Origin of the sequence: Lysobacter sp. Root604, from assembly GCF_001427505.1 — a bacterium.
Lineage (GTDB): Bacteria > Pseudomonadota > Gammaproteobacteria > Xanthomonadales > Xanthomonadaceae > Lysobacter.
The window spans coordinates 1-6,243 of record NZ_LMGS01000003.1; the positions used below are offsets into that span (position 1 = coordinate 1).

Genomic DNA, 6,243 nt, shown 5'->3' on the forward strand with positions numbered 1-6,243 from the left:
GAACACGAAGCTGCACGTGCTGGACGCGCGTGGCGAAGTGGTGCCGGTGGGGGTGGTGGGCGAGATCCACCTGGGCGGCGCGGGTGTCACGCGCGGTTACCTGGGTCGCGAGGCACTGACGGCGGAACGTTTCGTGGCCGATCACATCGGCGGCGTTGCCGGCGAGCGGCTGTATCGCACGGGCGACCTGGGCCGGTACCGGTCAGATGGACGGCTGGAATGCCTGGGGCGTGTGGATTTCCAGGTCAAGCTGCGCGGTCATCGCATCGAGATCGGCGAGATCGAGACGCAGCTGGAAGCGCTGCCGGGCGTGGCCGAGGCGGCGGTGCTGCTGCTGGGCGAAGGCGCGGACGCGCGTCTGGTGGCGTACTGGGCAGCGGCGGGCGAGGAAGAAGAGAGCGCGGCGAGCCTGCGCGCGCAGCTGGCCTCGCGCCTGCCGGACTATATGCTGCCGTCCTCGCTGGTGGCGATGGCGCAGTTGCCGCGCACGGCCAACGGCAAGCTGGATCGCGCGGCGTTGCCGACGACGCAGTCGGGCGCGGTGGCACAACGAGAGTACGAGGACCCGCAGGGCGAGGTGGAAGAGACCCTCGCGCGGCTGTGGCAGGAGTTGCTTGAGGTGCCGCGCGTGGGCCGGCACGACCATTTCTTCGAACTGGGCGGGCATTCGCTGCTGGCGGTGCAACTTGCTTCGCGCCTGCGCGAGGCTCGGGGCGTTGAAATGCCGCTCAGGCTGTTGTTCTCCACACCGACCCTGATGGCTCTGGCGGCCGCCTTGCCCGCAGCGGACGCAACGGCTAATCCGGAGCCGCCTCTGGTCCCGGTGGCGCGCGATCGGCGCCTGCCGCTGTCGCTGGCGCAGCAGCGTCTGTGGTTCGTCGAACGATTCGATAGCCAGGCCAGCCTTGCCTACCACCTGCCCCTGGCGCTGCGCCTGACGGGTGCGCTCGATGTCGATGCGCTCAAGGCGAGCCTCGCGCGCATCTGGGAGCGTCATGAAGTTCTGCGCAGCTTTTTCCCCGATGACGGCGGCGTGCCCTACCTCGATGTCCTGGACCGGTCGTTCGTGCTGCCCGAGCAGGACCTGTCGGCGCTGTCCGGCGACGCGCGATCGGCGGCGTTCGACGAGATCGCGCTGCACGAGGCGCGCGCAGCGTTCAATTTCGTTCGCGGACCGTTGATCCGCGCGCGCCTGGTGCGCCTGGATAGCGACGATCACGTACTGCTGGTGACGATGCATCACGTCATCAGCGACGGCTGGTCCATGGCGGTGCTGGTGCGCGAATTGGGCGCGCTGTACCCGGCCTTCCACATGGGGCAATCCGATCCGCTTCCGCCGCTGGCGGTGCAGTACGCGGACTACGCGCTCTGGCAGCGCGAGCGCATGCACGGCGAACGGCTCGAGCGCGATATGGCGTTCTGGCGCGAGCATCTGTCGGGCGCGCCCAGCCTGATCGACCTGCCCTTGGACCGCTCGCGCCCGCCGATCCAGAGCCATCGCGGCGATCTCGTACTCTTCGACTGCCCGGCCGATCTCGCGCGCGACTTGCGCGCATTCGCCGAGCGGCACGGCGCGACGCTCTACATGGTGCTGATGGCCGGCTGGGCGATCGCGCTGTCGCGCATCACCGGCCAGGACGATCTGGTCATCGGCACGCCGGTGGCCGGGCGGCAACGGCGCGAAGTGGAAGACTTGATCGGTTTCTTCGTCAATACGCTCGCGCTGCGCGTGCGTGTCGAGCCCTCCGCTACGGTGGCAGCGATCGTCGCCGCGGTGAAGGAGACTACGCTCTCGGCGTTCGCCCACCAGGACCTGCCGTTCGAGCAAGTGGTCGAGGCGGTGCAGCCGGAGCGCAGTCTGAGCCACGCCGCGTTGGCGCAAGTCAGCTTCACCTGGCACAACGAGCCCACCGGCGGCACGCTGGCATTGCCAGGTCTGACCTTGGCCCCGGTCGAGCAGGCCACGGTCGATACCCACTTCGATCTTTCCCTGCACCTCACCGATGTGGGCGATCGCCTGTCCGGCCAGATCATCTACGCTGCGGCGCTGTTCGAACGCGGCACGATCGAGCGCGTGGCCGAACTGCTCTCGCAGGTGTTGCGCTGCATGGTCACGGCCGACGCGACAGCGGCCGGCGCGTTGCCGTTGCTTTCCGCTGAGCAGCGACAAGCGCTCGCGCAAGTGGAGTCGAATCCGGTCGTGCAACGCGTGCGCGGTGAGCGCGTGCATCGGCGCTTCGAGGCCTGGGCGATTTCGCAGCCCGAGGCCCCCGCACTGTCGCTGGCGGGCGAGGTCCTGAGCTACGGCGCGCTCAATGCGCGCGCCAATGCGCTGGCGCATCATCTGCGGTCGCAGGGGCTGGCGCCGGACCAGCGCGTGGCGATCGTGGCGGAGCGCAGCTTCGAGTTCGTGGTCGCCGTACTGGCCGTGCTGAAGGCGGGCGGTGCCTATGTGCCGCTCGATCCGTCGCTGCCGCGTGCGCGGTTGGCCCACATCCTGGACGAGTGCGGCCCGAGCGCGATCCTGATCCAGTCGGAGGCGGAAGACGTCCTGCCGGCGCTGGACATCCCGGTGCTTCGTCTCGATACGGACTTGCCGTTGTTGGCGCGACGTCTGCCGCAAACCGATTTGGCCGACGATCCGGACGCGGGCGAGCACGATCTTTGCTACGTGATCTACACCTCCGGTTCGACCGGCATGCCCAAAGGCGTCATGGTCGAGCACCCCAGCGTGCTCAACATGGCGTTGGCGCACGGCGAGTGGCTGGGACTGTCGCCGCACGACCGTGTCCTGCAGTTCGCCGCGCTGTCGTTCGATGTCTGTGCGGCTGACCTCTTCATGGCGCTGGCGCATGGCGCCTGCCTGTGCCTTGCGGGCCGTGAGGAACTGCAGCCGGGCGGTCCGCTCGAACGGACCCTACGCCAGCAGCGCGTAAGCGTGGTGATGCTGCCGGTGGCGGCGCTGGCTGCCTGCGTGCATGACGATTTGCCGGAGCTTCGCTGCCTGGTGGTGGGCGGCGATGTCTGTCCCCCCGCGCTGGCGGAACGCTGGCGGGTGGGTCGCCGGTTGTTCAATGTCTACGGCCCCACCGAGGCAACGGTGGCGGCGTCGGCCCATGAGTGCACGGGCGAGCCGATGGCGCGCCTGCCGATCGGGCGCGCGCTCAACAACGCTCGCCTGTATGTGCTGGACGAACGACTGCAGCCGGTGCCGACGGGCGTAGTCGGCGAAATCTGCATCGGCGGCGCCGGCATCGCGCGCGGCTATCTCGAACGGCCGGAGGAAACGGCAACGCGCTTCCTCGCCGATCCGTTCCACGCCGATGCGGCAGCGCGGATGTACCGCACGGGCGATCTCGGCCGTTGGCGTGCGGACGGCACGCTGGAGTTCCTGGGGCGTCGCGACCAGCAGGTCAAGATCCGCGGCTTCCGCATCGAACTCGGTGAAATCGAGGGTCACCTGCTCGCCTGCGAGGGCGTGCACGAGGCCGCTGTTGCCGTGCACGAGCGCGGCGGCCAACGGCAATTGGTTGCGTACATAACCGCGCGCGATGGCATCGAGCCGGATGTCGCCGGCCTGCGCGCCAAGCTGGCCGGCCACCTGCCGGACTACATGCAGCCGTCGGTCTATCTGTTCGTCGACCGCCTGCCGTTGACCGCCAACGGCAAGCTCGACCGTTCCGCGCTGCCGATGCCGCAGGCGGACGACTGGGGGCATCGTGCCTACGAAGCGCCGCAAGGGGAGATCGAGGAGGTCGTCGCGCGGGTATGGCAGGCATTGCTGGACCAGCCGCGGATCGGCAGGCACGACCACTTCTTCGAACTGGGCGGACACTCGTTGCTGGTGGTGGCCCTGGTCGAGCGCTTGCGCGAACAAGGCCTGGTCGGCGAAGTGCGTGCGATCTTCGGTGCGCCGACGCTGGCCGAGTACGCGAGGGGGCTGCGTCCCGTGGAAGCGACCGACGAGGACGAGCAGGATGCGTCGATCCCAGCAGGCACGACGCATCTCTCGCCCGAGATGATCACGCTGGTGACGCTGAATCAGGACGAGATCGATCGCGTGGTCGCGTCCATTCCGGGCGGCGCCGCCAATATCAAGGACGTCTATCCGCTCGTGCCGCTGCAGGAAGGCATGCTGTTCCATCATTTGCTGGAAACGAAAGGCGACACCTATCTGTCGCGTTCGCAGGTGGCGTTCGAGAGCAGGGAACTGCTGGATCGCTTCCTCGCGGCGCTGGACGAGGTGATCCAGCGGCACGACATCCTGCGCTGCGCCTTCCTGTGGGAAGGCATGCCGCAACCGATCCAGGTGGTGCAACGCGAAGCGTCGCTGCCGGTGCATGAGCTGCAGGTCGAGGCGGGCGAGGATGCCGTCGCCATCCTCGACGCGCGCACCGATCCGCGCCAGGTCCAGATCGATTTGCGTCGTGCGCCGCTGCTTGCCGCCTATATCGTGGAAGATCGCGAGCGTAACGAGTGGCTGCTGTCGCTGCTCTATCACCATATTCTCGGCGACCGCACCGCCTCGGAGCTGGTGCGCGCGGAGTTGAGCCAGCGCCTGTTGCCCGGATGGTCGGAGCCGGTGCCATCACCGTCGCTGCGCGCGCTCATCAAGCAAGCGTCGAGCGTGCCGCAGGCGGAATACGAGGCCTACTTCCGCAAGGTGCTGGCCGGCATCGACGAGCCGACCGCGCCTTTCGGCATTCTCGATACCCACCAGACGTCGGCGGATCTGCGCACGGTGCAGCGTCAGCTTCCGGATTCGCTGGCAGCGGCGTTGCGCGAATGCGCGCGCGTTGCCAAGGTGTCCTCCACGACCCTGTTCCACGTCGCTTTCGCGCGCGTTCTGGGTGCATGCACCGCGCGTGACGACGTGGTGTTCGGGACCGTGCTTTCCGGGCGCCTGCAAGGCGCGGAAGGCGCGGACCGGGCGGTGGGCATGTTCATCAACAACCTTCCGATACGTTTCTCGTTGCGCGGGGTTTCCGTCGAAACGGCCCTGCAGGACGCCTATCGCCAATTGCTGGAACTGCTCGCCTACGAACAGGCGCCGCTGGCGCTCGCGCAACGGTGTAGCGACGTGCCGCCGATGCTGCCGCTGTTCACCGCCATGTTCAATTACCGTCACAGCCGCGGCACGGCGGCGATCGGCAGCATGATGCCGGTGGTGGACGGCCTCCGGGTGCTGGGCACCGAAGACGGAGTGAACTATCCGCTCTCGATGTCGGTCGACGACAATGGGCAGGATTTCACGCTGACCGCGCAATGCGTCGCCGACATCGATGCGGAGGCGATCTGCGGCTATTTCGAGCATGTGCTGGCATCCATGGCGTCGGCGCTCGGTTCGGCTGCAACCGAACGGCTCGATGCGCTGCCGCTGCTGACGTCGGCGCAGCGCGAGCGGGTGCTGTCCGAGTTCAACGTGACCACGGTCGACTATCCGCGCGAGTCGCTGATCCACGAGCTGTTCGAGCAACAGGCGGCCGAGTCTCCGGACGCGGTAGCGGTGGTGGATGAGCACCGCGTGCTGACCTATGCGGAGCTGAACGCGCGCGCCAATCGCATCGCGCATTACCTGATCGCCCAGGGGGTGCGGCCGGACGAGCGCGTGGCCTTGTGCTGCGAACGTTCGGCGGAGCTGATCATCGGYCTGCTGGGCATCCTCAAGGCCGGCGGCGCCTACGTGCCGCTGGACGCGGAGTACCCGCCGGAGCGGCTGGCCTTCATGCTCGAAGACAGCGCGCCSAAGCGGCTGCTGCTGCAATCGGCCATGCGCGAGCGCCTGCCGACGAGCGCGGTGCCGCAACTGGTGCTGGACGACAGCGAGGCGGAACTGGCCGCGTATCCGGACCACAATYSGGATACCCGTGCCCACGGTGCSAGTTCGCRTCAGCTGGCCTACGTGATCTACACCTCCGGCTCCACCGGMACGCCCAARGGCGTGATGGTCGAGCACCAGCAGGTGCTGCGTCTGGTGATGCAGGATCGGTACGTCCCGCTGGGCGCGACCGACGGCGTGGCGCTGTGCGCGAATCCGGCGTTCGACGCGGCGACCTGGGAGATCTGGGCCACGCTGCTGCATGGCGCGCGGTTGATCGTCATCACCCCGGCCTGCCTGCTGGATGTGGCGGCGCTGGGCGAGACGCTGCAACGCCACCAGGCGACGGTGCTGCACCTGACCGCCGGCCTGTTCCATCAGTATGCCGATGCGCTGGGGCCGGTTTTCGAGCGTTTGAACTATCT

At 67.9% G+C, this 6,243-nt stretch carries 1 protein-coding gene; it reads left to right on the forward strand.

Annotated features, from left to right (window positions below; all coding sequences use genetic code 11):
- Positions 1-6,243: non-ribosomal peptide synthetase (locus ASD69_RS08420; protein ID WP_157499109.1), on the forward strand; the 6,243-nt coding region annotated here is incomplete at both ends.